General features: G+C 68.8%; 10 protein-coding genes. 6 read left to right on the top strand and 4 right to left on the bottom strand.

The genetic code is table 11. The features are described from left to right. Positions 1 to 17: 17 nt before the first annotated feature. Positions 18 to 2,807: a TonB-dependent receptor domain-containing protein gene (locus tag A7X12_RS15010; protein ID WP_064312392.1), complete on the bottom strand. Its 2,790-nt coding sequence runs from the start codon at positions 2,805 to 2,807 to the stop codon at positions 18 to 20. Positions 2,808 to 3,115: 308 nt separating this feature from the next. On the opposite strand from A7X12_RS15010, the gene A7X12_RS15005 reads away from it, so the two are divergent. The 6 genes from A7X12_RS15005 to A7X12_RS14980 are packed head-to-tail and all read left to right on the top strand — an operon-like array spanning position 3,116 to position 11,739. Continuing rightward, a complete protein-coding gene (locus A7X12_RS15005) occupies positions 3,116 to 4,432 on the top strand; it encodes a CitMHS family transporter (RefSeq protein WP_064312457.1) in 1,317 nt (438 codons plus the stop codon). After that, positions 4,429 to 5,769, top strand: a complete 1,341-nt coding sequence (locus A7X12_RS15000; protein ID WP_064312391.1) for an acyclic terpene utilization AtuA family protein — start codon at positions 4,429 to 4,431, stop codon at positions 5,767 to 5,769. Before A7X12_RS15005 ends, A7X12_RS15000 begins: the two co-directional genes overlap by 4 nt. Next, positions 5,770 to 6,099 (top strand): AtuA-related protein, encoded by a 330-nt coding sequence (locus tag A7X12_RS14995; RefSeq protein ID WP_064312390.1) that lies wholly within the window; start codon positions 5,770 to 5,772, stop codon positions 6,097 to 6,099. Next, complete coding sequence (locus A7X12_RS14990; protein ID WP_064312389.1) at positions 6,096 to 8,090, top strand: alpha/beta hydrolase domain-containing protein; 1,995 nt, start codon at positions 6,096 to 6,098, stop codon at positions 8,088 to 8,090. Before A7X12_RS14995 ends, A7X12_RS14990 begins: the two co-directional genes overlap by 4 nt. After that, positions 8,077 to 9,558, top strand: a complete 1,482-nt coding sequence (locus A7X12_RS14985) for a tannase/feruloyl esterase family alpha/beta hydrolase (protein WP_064312388.1) — start codon at positions 8,077 to 8,079, stop codon at positions 9,556 to 9,558. Before A7X12_RS14990 ends, A7X12_RS14985 begins: the two co-directional genes overlap by 14 nt. A 15-nt stretch (positions 9,559 to 9,573) precedes the next feature. Beyond that, the gene (locus A7X12_RS14980; protein WP_064312387.1) at positions 9,574 to 11,739 is read left to right on the top strand and encodes a beta-glucosidase family protein; all 2,166 of its coding nucleotides are present in this window, start codon (positions 9,574 to 9,576) and stop codon (positions 11,737 to 11,739) included. A 76-nt stretch (positions 11,740 to 11,815) separates the two neighbouring features. On the opposite strand, the gene A7X12_RS14975 is transcribed toward A7X12_RS14980, so the two are convergent. From A7X12_RS14975 to A7X12_RS14965, 3 genes are all read right to left on the bottom strand, one after another. After that, positions 11,816 to 14,296, bottom strand: a complete 2,481-nt coding sequence (locus tag A7X12_RS14975; RefSeq protein ID WP_064312386.1) for a PAS domain S-box protein — start codon at positions 14,294 to 14,296, stop codon at positions 11,816 to 11,818. A 212-nt stretch (positions 14,297 to 14,508) separates the two neighbouring features. Beyond that, entirely contained in the window at positions 14,509 to 15,348 is an 840-nt protein-coding gene (locus A7X12_RS14970) for a hydroxypyruvate isomerase family protein (protein ID WP_064312385.1), read from the bottom strand. Between the two features lie 59 nt (positions 15,349 to 15,407). After that, positions 15,408 to 15,803: a DUF4174 domain-containing protein gene (locus tag A7X12_RS14965; protein ID WP_064312384.1), complete on the bottom strand. Its 396-nt coding sequence runs from the start codon at positions 15,801 to 15,803 to the stop codon at positions 15,408 to 15,410. Between the last annotated feature and the right edge of the window lie 11 nt (positions 15,804 to 15,814).

Raw genomic sequence — 15,814 nt, 5'->3', positions numbered from 1 at the left:
CCGGGTCGGGACGAGCGCTAGAAGCGGGCGCTCGCCCGGATATAGGTCTGGCGGCCATAGGGATCGGCCACCGAGGAGAGATAGCCGGTGTAGATCGCGTGCGGCGGCGCCTTGTCGAACAGGTTGGTCATGCCGACGCCGAGCTCGAAGCGGCGATCCGGGCCGAAGCGGAAATTATACTGCGCGTCGAACACAGACCAGGCGCCGATCCGCGCCACTTCCGGCGCACCCACGACCTGCTGGTAGTCGTCGCGGACGCTGGAGACGTAGCGCCAGTCGATGCTCAGCGCGTGGTCGGCCAGCGAGAAATCGACACCGGCGACGTTGCGGTAGCGCGGCGCGGCGGCGGCGGTGAGCGGCGAGGTCTGGTAGTTGTTGCGCTTGCCGACGCCGTCATAGACGCGCGTGCCGGTATCGACGTCATATTTGACCAGAATGCTGAGGTTGTCGCGGAAGGTGAAGCCGACCGGGCCGATCGTACCTTCATAGCGTCCGGCAACGTCGATGCCCGACGTCGCGGTGCCGCTGGGCGCATTGTAGGACGTGACGATCACCGACTGCGCCACGCCTGCGGCGTCGCGGATCACGTTCGGACCGTTCGGATCGGCGTTGATGACCGCCTGGCCGTTCTGCAACTGGATCTGGCTGCGATAGCGATAATGCCAATAGTCTACCGAGAGGCTGGCCCCGCGCACCGGCAGCAGCGTGGTGCCGATATTGAAGACATCGGCCTTTTGCGGCTGGAGCGACGGGTTGCCATATTGCAGCACCGAGCGGAACACGAGCGAGCCGTCGCGCGGGTCGATGATGTTGGCGACGTTGGTGCCGATCAGCGCATTGCTGGAATTGGCGATGGCCGGCGCCTGGAACGCCTTGCTGGCCGAGGCGCGGATCGCGATTTCCGGGATGATCCGCCAGTTTGCCGACAGCTTGGGCGCGACGGTGTTGAAGTTGCCGTAATCCTCATAGCGGGCGGCGGCGTTCAGCGTCAGCGTGTCGAGCGGCTTGAAGTTGGCCTCCGCGAAGACGCTCTTCACCTCGCGCTTCAGGTCGGTATCGCGGAACGGGCCGTTGAAGGCGCCGAAGCCGTTCTGGAACAGGTCCGAATAGCGGCCGACCTGCCGCTCCTTGCGGAACTGGGTGCCGACCGCGATGTCCAGCGGGCGCCCGGCGATCTCCACCAGCGTGCCGTTCAGCACCGCTTCGCCGATCAGATATTCGCGGATGTTGGTCGAGGTCTCTTCGGTCTGGATGTTGTACAGCAGCGACGGGTCCTGCGTCAGATTGTCCTTGGCGAAGGGACTGAGATACAGGCAGTTGCCCGAGCCGCGCACCGCGCCCGAACCCGCACCATTGAACCGGATGTTGCAGTTCGGCCCGCCAAAGCCGTTCAGCGCGGCCTGGAACAGCCGCATGTCGGTGTCCTTGTCGACCGAATTCACTTCACCGCGCGACCAGGTGACGCTGGCGGCATAGTTCCAGCGGGTGGAAATCGCACCTTCCGCGCCGACGACGAGATGTCGCTGGTCGACCTGGTCGCGCTGAACCTTGTAGCGGGTGCCGGCAAAGCCCTGCGACCCGATCGCGCGGCCGATGAAGCCGACATCGACGCCGAAGGGGTTGAGCGGGTTGGCGGCCGGCACGATCGGCGGGGTTGGGCCGTTGCGGTTCTGCGCGAAGGAGGGGACGCCGTAGCGCTGCGCGTCCTGATGATAGAGCCCGAACTCGACGTACAGTTCATGCCCGGGCGCGAACTTGAACCGCGTGTCGTTGTGGACGAGCACCGATTGCGAGGCGGGGCGGATCGGATTCTGCGCCTGGAAGCTGAACTGGCAGGCGCCGAGGCCGAAGCCGGGGCTGTTCGCGGCGGGCACGTAGCGGCTCTGCGTCGCGGCCGATCCGCAATCCGGATCGACGACGGTCAGCGTGCCTGCGGCGTTCTTGAAGCGGTCGTACAGCGCCGAATAATTATTGCCGTTGAGGACGACGTCGCCGCCGCTCGCTGTGCGCGGGCGGGCATAGAGCACGAAGGCGCCGGGATTTGCGCCGGAGCCCGACGAGGGGTTGAAGAAGTTGGTGACGTCGCGGTCGCCATTCTGCAGCCGCTCGATGTTGCGATAGGCGAAGGAGGTGACGCTGCGGATGCGGTCATCGCCGAGGCCTACCATACCCTGCACGTTGAAGGCGGGGCTGTCCTCGATATGCGTGTACTGGCCGGTGAGCTTCACCCCCTTGAACCGCGTATCGGTGATGACGTTGAGCACGCCGGCCACGGCATCCGCGCCATAGGTGGAGGAGGCGCCGTCCAGCACGGTTTCAAGCCGCGCAATGGCGATTTCGGGCGTCAGGCTGTTGAGGTTGACGAACCCATCGGTCGGCACGACCCGGCGACCGTTGAGCAGCACCAGCGTCGCCCCGGCGCCCAGGCCGCGAAGATTGGCCGAGCGGGTGTCGCGCGAGTCCGCGCCGCCGCCCTTGGCGAGATCCTGGATGCCGCCCGCACTGCCGACATTCTGCGGGATATAGCGGGTGATGTCGGCCAGCGCGTTGACGCCGGTGCGTGCGATGTCCGCCGAGCTGACCGACAGGATCGGCGAGGCGCGATCCTCCTGCCGCACGTTGCGGAGGAACGAGCCGGTGACGACGATCTCCTGCTCGGCGGGCGGCGCGGCTTGCGTGCTGTCGGCCGCTGCCGCCGCGGGCGCGGACGTCGTCTGCGCAGAGGCGGTTCCGGCATGCAGCAGCGCGAGGCTGGCGGCCGCTAGCGAGATGCTGGCGCACAGGCGGTGCGATCGAGCGTTGGTCATGGCAATCCCCTCCATTTTTGGCAGGCGGGGACTGTGCAGCCGGCGACGTGCCGGCTTCGGCGCAGCGGGTGCGCAGAACCTCCCCTGATGTTCGGCTGGTGTCTTCCCGAGCCTGCCCCTCAGCTATGCGATGCAGGGGCGCTTTTAAAAAATAGAAAGTTTGGAAGCATTGATCCGCAAAGTTGATGGATCGCGAGCGGGCTTGAGCCATCAACAATATGCATTGATCAATAGAATGTTTGACATTGCGGTATGGGTTGCACCTCCGCATGATTGCGCTGCCCGGCATCGATCGGGTGGGGAGGATTATGCTGGCCACTATCGGCGCCCTTGCGGTCCTGGCACTGCTTGCGCTCATCTTGTCGAACCGGACATCGCCGCTTGCCGCACTGATCCTGGTGCCGGTGGCCGCGGCGCTGCTGGCGGGCCTGGGCGGGGCGATTCCGGCCTATGTGCTGGCGGGCATCGGCAAGATCGCGCCGGTCGCGGGCATGTTCATCTTCGCCATCCTGTTTTTCGGGATCATGACCGATGCCGGTCTGCTCGCGCCGCTGGTCGGGCTGGTGCTGCGGCTGGTGGGCGAACGGCCCCGCCGTATCGCCATCGGCACCGCGCTGCTCGCGTTGCTGATCCATCTCGACGGTTCGGGGGCGGTCTGCTTCCTCATCACCATCCCGGCGCTTCGTCCGCTCTACGACCGGCTCGGCATGGACCGACGGGTGCTCGCCTGCACCGCCTCGCTCGCCGCCGGCGTCAACTTCCTTCCCTGGACGGGCCCCACGCTGCGCGCTTCGGCGGCGCTGAAGGTGCCGGCGGCGCAGCTGTTCGTGCCGATGATCGGGGTGCAGGCGGCCGGGCTCGGCTTCGTCTTCGCCGCGGCCTGGTGGCTTGGGCTTCGCGAGGAGCGGCGCATTGCCGCCGGCGTGCCCCTGCCCGGAGCGGCGGGCGCCACGATTGCATCCGGCGCCCCCGCCGAACCGATGGTGGACGATCCTGGCCTGCGCCGCCCGCACCTGATGCCGCTCAACATCCTGCTCACCCTCGCCGTCGTGGGCACGATGATCGCGGGACTGGTCGAGCCGGTCGTGGCCTTCATGATCGGCACGGCGCTGGCGTTGATGATCAACTATCCCGATGCCGCCCAGCAGCGTGCCCGGATCGATGCGCATGCGCGCGCGGCGCTGCTGATGGCGGGCGTGCTGTTCGCGGCGGGCGCGTTCACCGGCATCCTCAACGGATCGGGCATGATCCGCGCGATGGCCGAGGCGGTCGCGCAGCACGTGCCCGATGGCGTCGGCGGAAGCCTGCCGGTGCTGCTCGGGGTCGCCTCGATGCCGCTCAGCCTGTTGTTCGATCCCGACTCCTTCTATTTCGGCGTGCTCCCGGTGCTGGCCGAGGTCGGCACCCGGTTCGGCCACGCGCCGGCGACCATGGCGCAGGCCGCGCTGCTCGGGCAGATGACCACCGGCTTCCCGGTCAGCCCGCTCACCCCGGCGACCTTCCTCGTCGCGGGGCTGAGCGGCATCGAGCTCGGCGCGCACCAGCGCTTCGCCATTCCCTGGCTGTTCGCCGCGACGCTGGTGATGGTCGCCGCCGCGCTGCTGATCGGAGTGCTTCCGCTGTGAGACCGGATACCCTCCGCATCGGCGCCGGCGCCGGCTTCGCAGGCGATCGGATCGAACCGGCGCTGGAGCTGGTCGAGCAGGGCGATCTCGATTTCCTCGTCTTCGAATGCCTGGCCGAACGCACCATCGCCGCCGCGCAGCAGCTGCGCCAGAGCGACCGCCAAGGCGGCTTCGATCCGCTGTTGCTGGAACGGATGCGCCGGGTGCTGCCGGCGGCGCGCGCGCGCGGCGTGCGGATCGTCACCAATGCGGGTGCCGCCAACCCGGTCGGTGCCGCCCATGCCGTCGCCGCGCTCGCGCGCGACATGGGCCTGCGGGGCCTGCGCATTGCTGCCGTCACTGGCGACGACGTGCTCGACCGGATCCGCGGCGCCGATCGTCCGCTGATCGACCGTCCGGGTACCAGCGCCGATCTCGTCCGTATCGTCTCCGCCAACGCCTATCTGGGCGCCGGGCCGATCGCCGACGCGCTGGCGCAGGGCGCCGAGGTGGTGATTACCGGGCGGGTGGGGGACCCCGCGCTGTTCGTCGGCCCGATGGTGCATGCGTTCGGCTGGTCGCTGGACGACGCGGCGTTGATGGGCCGCGCCACCGTGATCGGCCATCTGCTCGAATGCGCCGGCCAGCTGACCGGCGGCTATTTCGGCGATAACGGCCGCAAGCAGGTGCCCGGCCTCGCCCGCCTGGGCTTTCCCTTCGCCGAAGTGGCGGCGGATGCGAGCGCCGTGCTCGGCAAGGTCGCCGGATCGGGCGGCGCGCTGACGCTGGCCAGCTGCAAGGAGCAGCTCCTGTACGAGATCCTCGATCCGGGCGCCTATCCCCAGGCTGACGTGATTGCCGATTTCCGGTCGGTGCGCTTTGCCGAGCTCGGCCCCGACCGCATCGCGGTCTCCGGCGGCGACGGTCGACCACGGCCCGAGGCGCTGAAGGTCTCGATCGGCTATGACGACGGCTTTATCGGCGAAGGGCAGATTTCCTACGCGGGGCCCGGCGCCGTCGGGCGCGCCCGGCTCGCCGCCGCCATCGTCGAGGAGCGCCTGGCGATCATCAATGCCCCGGTGACCGAGCTGCAAAGCACGTTGATCGGGCTCGACTCGGTTGATCGGACCGGCCGGCCGCCGGCGGTCGACCCGCGCGAGGTGCGGCTGCGCGTCGTCGGACGCTCGGCCACGGCAGAGGCGGCGGCGCTGATCGGGCGGGAGGTCGAGGCCCTGTACACCAACGGGCCCTTCGGCGGCGGCGGCGCGACGGCGACGGTGCGCCCGGTGCTTGCCGTCGCCTCGACGCTGATCCCGGCGGCGCAGGTGCGGCCCGCCATCACGCTGGTGGAGGCCTGAATGCTGCTCGGCGACCTTGCCCATGTCCGTACCGGCGACAAGGGCGACCTCTCGCAGATCTCGGTGATCGCCTTCGATCCGGCCGACTATCCGCGGCTGTTCGCGGCGGTGACCGTACCGCGCGTGCTGGCGCATCTCGCCGGCCTCCGGGTGCGGCAGGCGACCCGCTATGCCTTGCCGGGGCTGGGCGCGCTCAACTTCGTGCTGGAGGGCGCGCTGAGCGGCGGCGTCACCCGCTCGCTGGCGCTCGATGCGCACGGCAAGTCGCTGGGCGCGCAACTGCTCGACCTGCCGATCGACGCCGACATGCCCGGAAAGGATGCGGAATGATGCGCCATCGCCTGTTGCTGGCGGCTGCCACGGCCACGCTGTTGGGGACAAGCGCTACGCAGGCGCGGGTCACCCGCTTCGTCGTCGAGCAGCGGCGCGAGGTGCCGGCGGTACGGCCCGGCGCGCCCGCCTATGTGATCCTGCGCGGCTATTATGAGGGTGCGATCGACCCGCGCGACCGTCGCAATGCGATCATCACCGATCTCGCCGCCGCGCCCCGGCAGAAGGATGGCCGGGTCGGCTACCGGGCGACCTTCGCCATCGCCTTGCCTGCCGACCCTGCGCGCGCCAGCGGCTTCCTGGTGTACGACGTGCCCAATCGCGGCAATGGCGACGTCGCCGCCGACGCCGAAGACCATGTGCGGGTGGTGAGCGGGTGGCAGGGCGACATCGCGCCGCAGCCGGGCATCCAGACGCTTGCGGTGCCCACCGCATCGGGGTTGACCGGCTGGGTGCTTCAGCGCTTCACCGGCGTCGCCACCACGACGGCCAGCCAGCCCATCGTCGGGGGCATCGGCCGCCCGACGCCGCGCCCGCTGCCGGTGTCGCTGGACACCCGCCGGGCGACGCTGTTCGCGCAGGCAGGCGAAGACGCGCCGCGCGAGGCGATCGCCGCGCGGGACTGGGCCTTCGCCGATTGCCGCACCCAGCCCTTTCCCGGCACGCCCGATCCGCACCAGCTCTGCCTGCGCGGCGGGTTCGATGCCGCCAAGGGCTATACGCTGGTCTATCGCGGCAAGGATCCCAAGGTGCTGGGCATCGGCTTCGCGGCGGTGCGCGATCTCAATGCATTCCTGCGCTTCGCCAAGGCCGACGATGCCGGGACGCCCAATCCGCTGGCGGGCGCGATCCGCTGGGCGATCGTCAGCGGCACGTCGCAGTCGGGCAATTTCGTCCGGAGCCTGATCGCCCTCGGCTTCAACCAGGCCGAGGACGGGCACCAGATATTCGACGGCGCCAACCCGAACATCGCCGCGCGGCAGGTGCCGCTCAACATCCGCTTCGGCGTTCCCGGCGGCGCGGCGGGCATGTTCGAGCCCGGCAGCGAGGGCAGCCTGTGGTGGAGCCGCTACGACGATAAAAGGCGAGGCAGGGGCGTCTCCAGCCTGCTCGACCGCTGCACCGCGACGCGCACCTGCCCGAAGATCGTCGAGACCTTCGGCTCGGCCGAGTTCTGGGGCCTGCGCATGTCGCCGGGGCTGATCGGCACCGATGCCAGGGTGGACGCGCCGCTGCCGGCCAATGTCCGCCGCTACTATTTCCCCAGCGTGACGCATGGCGGCTCCTATATCGGCGGCTTCCCGCTGGACGGCGACAAGGCCTTCCCCGGAGCGCCCGCCTGCACGCTGGCGTTCAATCCCAATCCTTCGACGGATACCCGGCGTGCCCTGCTGAAGGCGCTGGCTGATTGGGTACGGACCGGCAAGGCGCCGCCACCGAGCCGCTACCCGATGCTGGTCACGGGCGATCTGGTGGAAGCGACCGCCTCGGCAATGGGCTGGCCTGCCATCCCCGGCGCGCCGAGCCCCACCGGCATGCTCAACCAGCTGCCCGACTATGATTTCGGTCCCGGCTTTCACGCCGTTGATCTCAGCGGCGTGCTCACCCGCCAGCCGCCGGCGGTGCGGGGGACGATCCCGCAGCTGGTCCCGCGGGTGAATGCCGACGGCAACGAAATGGCGGGCGTGCCCTCCGTCCAGCTGCTGGTGCCGCTCGGCACCTATACCGGCTGGAACCAGCTGGCGCGCGGCTATGGAGCGGGCGGGAATTGCGGCTTTATCGGCGGCTTCATCCCCTTCGCCCGCACCGAGGCCGAACGTCGCGCCAAGGGCGATCCGCGCCCGTCGCTGGAGGCGCGCTACCGCGACCATGCAGGCTTCGTCGCGCGGGTCCGCGCGGTGGTGGCGGAGCAGATCGCGCAAGGCTGGCTGCTGGCGGACGACGGGGCGCGGCTGATCGACCAGGCCGAGAAGAGCGATGTCCTTCGCTAGCCTTGCCCTGGCGTTGGCGACCCCGGCCGCGCCCGAGTCCGCCTGCGCGGCGCTGGCGCGGCAGATCCCCGACATCCGCACCGAAAGGGCGGAGGTGCGGGTAGTATCCGGACGAGCCTTGCCCGCGCATTGCCGGGTGATCGGCACGCTGCATCCGGTACCGGGCTCGCGGATCGGCTATGAACTCTGGTTGCCGCATAGCTGGAGCGGCCGGTTCCAGATGTTCGGCAATGGCGGCTATGCCTCGGCCCTGCCCGAAGCCGCGATGGCGGAGGGGCTGGCGCGCGGCAGCGCGGTGGTCGCGACCGATACCGGGCACGAAGGCGATGATCCCGACTTCGCCCGCGGCCGTCCGCAAGCGATCCCCGACTGGGGGTGGCGCGCGGTCCATGCGACCGCGCTGGCCGCCAAGCAGCTGGTGGCGCGCTTCTACGGTCGCGCCGCGGCGTACAGCTATTTCAACGGCTGCTCGACGGGTGGCCATCAGGCGATGATGGAGGCGCAGCGTTTCCCGCGCGACTTCGACGGCATCGTCGCCGGTGCGCCGGGGTCCAACCGGGTGCGCCTCAACGCTGCGTTCCTGTGGCAATATCTGTCGAACCACCGAGAAGGCGACGATCAGACCCCGATCCTGGATAGGCAAGACCTGAAGCTGCTCGCCGCGCAGAGCTTCGCTTTGTGTCGCGGTGCCAATGGCAAGGCGGCCGGGGGATTGCCCGGCGATCGCTGGCTGAACGACCCGCTAGAGTGTCGCCCCGATCCGGCTGCGCTGCTGTGCCGTCCTGGGCAGACCGGCGACTGCCTCAGCGCCGAAAAGGTGGCGGCGGTGCGCGCGATGCAGGCGGGGGTGCGCGATGCGCGTGGCGCGCAGGTCACCTTCCCCTGGCTGCCCGGCAGCGAGGCGGGATGGAGCGCCTATTGGGCGGATCCGCGCCAGCCCAGCCAGCCGATGCGGGTCAATTTCTGGCGGGTCTGGGCGTTCGACGATCCAGCCTGGAACTGGTGGCGCTTCTCCTATGCGCGCGACCTGCCCGCCGCGATGCGGCGTCTGTCGCCGGTGATCGACGCCACCGACCCGGACCTGCGCGCCTATCGCGCGCGGGGCGGCAGGTTGCTCGTCTATCACGGCCTCGCCGATCCGGTGGTGTCGCCGCTCGATACGCTCGCTTATCGCCGGGCAATGCTCGCGCGGACGGGCGCGGCGGCGGACTGGTACCGGCTGTTTCTCGTGCCGGGCATGGGGCATTGCGGCGGCGGCGACGGGCCGAACCGGTTCGATGCGCAGGCGGCGATCGAGCGCTGGGTGGAGCAGGGGCGCGCACCTGCCCGTCTTACCGGCACGCTCGCCGAGGGTGCGACCCGGCCGATCTGCGCCTATCCGGCACGCGCCGTGCATCGCAGCGGGGACGGCACCAAGGAAAGCGACTTCATCTGCGCGGCACCGCGTCCGGTGCGCATCCGACGATAAAAAGGGGAGAGGGACATGAAGAAGATCAATTTGGGTTGGCTCGTCCTGGGGCTGATGAGCGGCACGGCGATGGCGCAGACGGCACCGAAGGGCGCCGATCCCGCGGATGCGCGCGCCCGCGCGACCGAGGCGAAGATGACCGACGACGAGCGGTTCCAGCTGCTCCACGGCATCATGCCGATCGCCTTTCCCGGTACGCCGCCGCTGCCGCGCGCCGACCTGAAGCCCACCGCGGGCTGGATTCCCGGCGTGCCGCGGCTCGGCATTCCCGATCTGTACGAAACCGATGCCAGCCTGGGCGTCGCCAACCCGCTCCAGCTGCGCAAGGGCGATTACTCGACTGCCTTGCCCTCGGGACTCGCGCTGGCGGCGACTTGGAGCCCGGAGCTCGCCTTCAAGGGCGGCGCGGTGGCCGGCAACGAAACGCGGCAAAAGGGCTTCAACATCCTGCTCGCCGGTGGCGTGAACCTGGCGCGCGATCCGCGCAACGGCCGCAACTTCGAATATCTGGGCGAGGATCCGCTGCTCGCCGGGCGGCTGGCGGGGGCTTCGATCCGGGGCATCCAAAGCCAGAAGGTCGTCTCGACGATCAAGCATTTCGCGCTCAACGATCAGGAGACGCTGCGCAACACGATCGACGCGCAGATCGACGAAAGGCCGTTCCGGGAAAGCGACCTGCTCGCCTTCCAGCTGGCGATTGAAGACGGCAAGCCGGGATCGGTGATGTGCGCCTATAACCGCGTCAACGGCGACTATGCCTGCGGCAACGACTTCCTGCTGAACCAGGTGCTGAAGCGCGACTGGGCCTTTCCCGGCTGGGTGATGTCCGATTGGGGCGCGGTGCACGACGTCAGCTATTTCGCCAAGGGACTCGACCAGCAATCGGGCGCGCAGCTCGACAAGCAGGTGTTCTTCGACAAGCCGCTGCGCGCCGAAGTGGCGGCCGGCCGGGTGCCGATGGAGCGGGTGCGCGAAAGCGTGCGGCGGATCCTGCGCTCGCTCTACGCCGTGGGCGCCGATGCGCCGCTGGCGGAAGGCGCGATCGACGAAGCCGCCCATGCCGCCGATGCGCGGGCGGTGGCCGCGGCGGGCATCGTGCTGCTCAAGAACGAAGGCGATGTGCTGCCGCTGGCGGGTGCCAAGTCGGTCGCGGTGATCGGCGGTCATGCCGATCTCGGCGTGCTCTCGGGCGGCGGGTCGAGCCAGGTCACGCCCAAGGGGCCGGTGACGGTGCTGCCGCTGGGCGGGCGCGGCATGATGGGGCCCTGGGCGCGCCAGCTCTACATGCCCTCCTCGCCGCTGCGTGCGCTGGCCGCGGCCATGCCGGGGGCCAAGGTGGAGTATGACAGCGGCTATGACCTCGCCGCCGCGACCGCCTTCGCCAAGCAGTCGGACGTGGTCATCGTGTTCGCAACGGCGTGGAGCAGCGAAGGCAGCGACTTCAGCATGACGCTGCCGGAAGGGCAGGACGCGCTGATCGCGGCCGTCGCCGCCGCCAATCCCAACACGATCGTGGTGCTGGAGACCGGCAATCCGGTGAAGATGCCCTGGCTGGGCAAGGTGAAGGCCGTGGTCGAGGCATGGTATCCGGGGCAGGAGGGCGGCGCGGCGATCGCCGATGTGCTGACCGGCAAGGTCAATCCCTCGGGCCGGCTGCCGATCAGCTTCCCGGCGGACGAAACCCAGCTCCCCCGCGCCGAGATCCCCGGCTGGGGCCAGCCCGAAGGCGCACCGGGGACGGTCCGCTATCCCGAAGGGGCGGAGGTCGGCTATCGCTGGTATGCCGGCAAGGGACTGAAACCGCTGTTCCCGTTCGGGCATGGCCTGAGCTATACCCGGTTCGAGCAATCGGGCCTGCAGCTACGCGGCGGAAGCCAGCCCTCCGCCACGGTCACCGTGCGCAACACGGGCAAGGTGGCCGGGGCCGAAGTCGTGCAGCTTTATCTGGTCGGCCGGGGGGCGACCGAAGTGCATCGCCTTGCCGGCTTTGCCCGGATCGCGCTCGCGCCGGGCGAACAGCGTACGGTCTCCATCCCGATCGAGCCGAAAATACTGGCGGACTGGACCGCGCAAGGCTGGCGCGTGCCGGCAGCGACCTACCGCTTCGTCAGCGCCCCCTCGGCGATGGCGGCGGGACTGGAGGCAAGCATCGCGCTGCCCGCACGCGCCTTGGGCAAATAGCCCAGGACCACAGCGGGCACGGGAACGATGTCCACCGAGATCGCGTCGCGCGTCGCTGCACGGCGCGATTCTTGGATCAGGCGCCCGCGGGAAGGCAGGAAAGCGCGGAAAGGCTGCCGGCCAGCTCCGCGCTTCGGAACGGCTTGGTCAGGCGCGGCAGGTCGGGATCCATGCCTTCCTCCTCGGCATAGCCCGAGACGATCAGCACGGGCAGCTGGGGGCGATCCGCCTTCAGCGTCCGGGCCAGCTGCACCCCGCTCATGCCCGGCATGAGGTGGTCCGTGACGACCAGATCCGGCGTCAGCCCCTCGCCGATCAGCCGCAGGGCTTCTTCCGCCGAGGCGGCTTCGACCACGTCATAGCCGAGATCGGAGAGCATGTGGGCCGTGCTCATGCGGACGAGCTCTTCGTCCTCCAGCAACAGCGCCAGGCCCATGCCCTTGTCCTTCGCTGCGGGCGGGGTTTGGACGGGATCTTCGAGCACCGCCGTCGCGCTGATCGGCAGCCAGAGCGTGATCGTGGTGCCCCGGCCCGGCGCGCTGTCGATTGCCAGCCGACCACCGAGCTGCGCGGTAAGGCCATGCACCATGGAAAGGCCCAGCCCCGTGCCCCGCCCGACGCCCTTGGTCGAGAAAAACGGCTCCGCCGCGCGCTCCATGGTATCGGCATCCATGCCGATACCGGTGTCGCCCACGCTCAGGCGGATATAATGGCCGCGCGGCAGCCCGCTGGCATGGCCGTCGCGCACGCTTTCGCGATGTGCCTTCAGCAACAGCTCGCCGCCGTCCGGCATCGCATCGCGCGCATTCACCGCCAGATTGAGCACCGCCATTTCCAGCTGGTTGAGATCCGCCTTGGCGGGCGGCATCGCGCGATCCAGGTCGACGCGCACAGCGATCGTCGGGCCCAATGTCGCCTCGATAAGACTGGCCATGCCCTCGACGAGCTGCACCACATCGACGGCGGTCGCCTGCAGCGGTTGCCGGCGCGCGAAGGCAAGCAGGCGCTGGACCAGCGTCTTGGCCCGCTCTGCAGATTGTAGTGCGCCTTCGATCAGCCGTTGCTCGCGGTCGCTGCCCAACTGCTTGCGGACGAGCAGATCGAGCGAGCCGATGATGGGCGTCAGCAGGTTGTTGAAGTCGTGCGCGACGCCGCCGGTCAGGCTGCCCATGGCTTCCATCTTCTGGCTCTGGCGCAGCGCTTCCTGTGCCAGCCGAAGTTCGGCTTCACGTGCCTTGGCTTCGCTGAGATCGCGCCCCACCGCGACGAAGTTGCGCCCATCGGGCTCGGGCGCAACCGTCCATTCGATGGACTTCCATTCGCCGTCCTTGGTGGCGATGCGATTCTCGAAGCGCGTCGGCAGTCGGCTGGCCCGCATGCCCTCGATTGCCACCAGCGTCGCGGCCATGTCGTCGGGATGCATGAAAGTGGCATAGCCGCGGGTGAGGAGCGCGTTCTCGCTCCAGCCGAGGATTGTCGTCCATGCCGGGCTTACCGCCGACATCATCCCGTCGAAGTCGGCGCGGGCCAGCATGTCCTGCGACAGGGTCCATAGCCGGTCCCGCTCGGCACGGGCGCGCTCCACGGCCACCTTCACGCGCTCCGCGGCCTCCTCGACCAGGCTCTGCTCGGAAGCGGTCCAGTCGCGCGGGGTCGCGCTCTGCACCGCGAGCAACCCCACCTGATGATCGTCCTGGAACAGCACCACGTCGATAAAAGCGCCGACCTGCCGCGAACAGAGGCCGGCACGAGCCTCCTCGTTCAGTCGCTGGTCGCCGGGCACGTCGCGCATGACGATCGGCGTACCCATACGGTAGGCGCTCAGCAGATCGGGACCGAATGCCTCCAGCGAATGTTCGCCGACGATCGACGACACACCGTCGCTGAAGTCGCGCTCCACCGTCATCCAGCCGCTGGCGATTTCGGCGTAGAAGACGCGGCTGGCCCGCAGATGGGCGCCCAGCCGATCGGCCGCAACGCGCATGATGTCGGCGGGCGTGGTAAGCGGGCGCAAGGCGTCTGCGAGCGCCAGCAGGAAGTCGGATCGCCGTTCCGCGGCGACGCGTTCGGTGGTCTCGGCCAGAAAGCAAATGACGCCGACCGGATCGCCATTGGCGTCGATCGCCGGCGAGAAGTCCATGTTCATCCAGACCTGTTCGGGCCGGCCATGCCGATCCAGCGTCAGTTCCTGGTCGCGGTAATGCAGCGTGCCGCCGGCGAGCCCGACTTCCATGACATGCGCGTTGAAGTCGACGGCCTCGGGCCAAGCGTCGCGCACCTTGGCGCCGAGCAGCATCGGATGGCGGTGCCCAGCGAAGCCGGAATAGGCGTCGTTGTACAGCAGCACCCCGTCCTCACCCCACAGCATCACGATCGGCACCGCGGAGCGCAGCATGATCGCGATCGTGGTCTTGAAACATTCCGCCCAATCTTCGACCGGGCCCAGCGGGGTATCGGTCCAGTCCTTGGCCGCGATCGCCCGTGCGCAGTCTCCTCCACCGAGAAGAAATGCCGGCATGGATGCGGCCGGAGGAGAAAGCGTGGACACGTCAGTCATGCGGGGTCGGTAATCCCATGTGCGCGGGAAGGAACAGGCGGGCGGGACGCACCAAGCTAACATAGGTGGTTATCCGCCCGATAGACCGAACGCGAGAGCAGGTCTTTGGGTTGCGGGGAGGGCTGCCCCGACCGGCGAGGCTGCCGCGTACGGCGGGCGCGCGTCGGCGCAAGGCCGGGGATCCCCGCCGGGGCATGTGTCCGGCGGCGACCTCAAACCGTGCAGGTTCGCACCGCCTGGGCCAAGGCGGTGAGCGGGTCTCCCTGCGGGACGAATTCATGGGCGAGATAGCCCTGAAAGCCGAGATCCGCGATGGCATGGGCGACGGCGTGCCAGTCGACTTCCTGGCTATCGTCCAGATTGTGGCGGCCGGGTACGCCGCCCGTGTGAAAATGGCCGATCCACGGCATGTTCTGCCGGATCGTTGCGATCAGATCGCCTTCCATGATCTGCATATGGTAGATGTCGTACAGCAGCTTGACGCGCGACGAGTTCACCTCCCGCGCGACGCGGACGCCCCAGGCGGTGTGATCGGCCATATAGTCGGCATGGTCGCGCTTGCTGTTGAGCAACTCCATGCAGATCGTCACGCCGCTGTCCTCGGCGATCCGCTTGACCCGGTTCAGGCCGATCACGGTGTTTTCGGCGCCTTCCTCGTCGGACATGCCCTTGCGATTGCCGGAGAATGCGATGACGTTGGGCACGCCCGCCTTGGCTGCCTGGGGGATGCCGATGCGGAACGCCCGCTCGATCGCGTCGTGATTCTCCCGCCGGTTCAGGCCGTTGGGGATGGTCATGATGTCCGCGGCATAGCCCATGGTGCAGCGCAGGCCATGGCGTGCCGGCGTCGCATAGTCGGCCGGCTGCAGCAGGTCGATGCCGCGCAGGCCCAGCCGGGCCGCCGCGGCACAAAGCCGGTCGAGCGGGATGTCCTGATAACACCACCGGCTGACCGATTGCTTGAGACGACCGGCCGGCGCGGCCGAGGCGGGGAGGGCGGCCGTTGCGCACGCCGCGAGCGAGGTGCGGATGGCCTGGCGGCGTGTGATCATGCCCGTCTGATACTGCAATCCGTCGCTCCGGCATAGCGACGACGGTGCGGTCGTGCACGCTATCCTTCGCCGGCACGACGCATCGGCATCGCGTCGATCACCTGCTCCAGCGTTTCGGCCGACAGCGGCTTTTTCTGTCGCAGCTTCACGCCGCCGTCCTTGCCGATCAGCAGCACCATGAACCCCGTGCGCTGCAAGCGGTAGCGCGCTCTGAGCTGCGCGGCAGCATCGCTTGCCCCCAACACTTGGTCGCCGACCACTTCGACGATCGCGATGTCGCGCTCGTCCGCCCCCTGGCGCCAGTGGTCGAGGATGTCGCGCTGCTTCCGCAGCATGGGATCTTCGGCGTCGGATGCGCTGATGAGCACCACGCGCTTGTGCCATTGCATCGTAGCGATGCTCTGGGTGGTCCCGAGCATCAGCGCCATTGCGCTCAGCAGCTTCAGCGTCGTCATCGCCGTCTAAC

Origin of the sequence: Sphingomonas sp. TDK1 (genome assembly GCF_001650735.1) — a bacterium.
GTDB lineage: Bacteria > Pseudomonadota > Alphaproteobacteria > Sphingomonadales > Sphingomonadaceae > Sphingomonas.
The sequence above is the reverse complement of the archived record's forward strand: the minus strand, read 5'-3'. Positions and strand labels throughout refer to the sequence as shown.